A 571-nucleotide genomic window follows, 5' to 3' on the forward strand; every position below is an offset into this window, starting at 1 on the left:
GCCTGCAGCGCCTGCACCGCACTGGCGACCCCATCGGTGCCATTGGCCAGGGTGTAGGTCCATTGGCCGGCGTGGTCCACGGCGATCGCGCCGTAGGTGCCGGTATTTGACCCGACAATACTCCAGGTCGCCGTGGCATCGTGGTCGATGTCGGCCGCGCTGAACTGGCCGCTGACGCTGAGCGTGGTGTCTTCCTGCACCGCGCCGGCCTCGTTGCCCGCCACGAAACCGAGCACCGGCGCGTCGTTGCTGCCGGTGATGGTGACGGTCACCAGCTGTGTGTCGACGCCGCCGAGGCCGTCGCTGACCTGCACCGTGAACACTTCGTTGTGACTCTCGCCGGCCTGCAGCGCCTGCACCGCACTGGCGACCCCATCGGTGCCATTGGCCAGGGTGTAGGTCCATTGGCCGGCGTGGTCCACGGCGATCGCGCCGTAGGTGCCGGTATTTGACCCGACAATACTCCAGGTCGCCGTGGCATCGTGGTCGATGTCGGCCGCGCTGAACTGGCCGCTGACGCTGAGCGTGGTGTCTTCCTGCACCGCGCCGGCCTCGTTGCCCGCCACGAAAC

1 protein-coding gene is annotated in these 571 nt (G+C 68.0%); it reads right to left on the reverse strand.

The features are described 5' to 3' along the window. Window positions 1–571, reverse strand: a 571-nt coding sequence (locus AC1DRN_RS29970; protein WP_477786930.1) for a VCBS domain-containing protein, incomplete at both ends; no start/stop codon positions are given.

Source organism: Pseudomonas sp. P5_B3 (assembly GCF_056400405.1).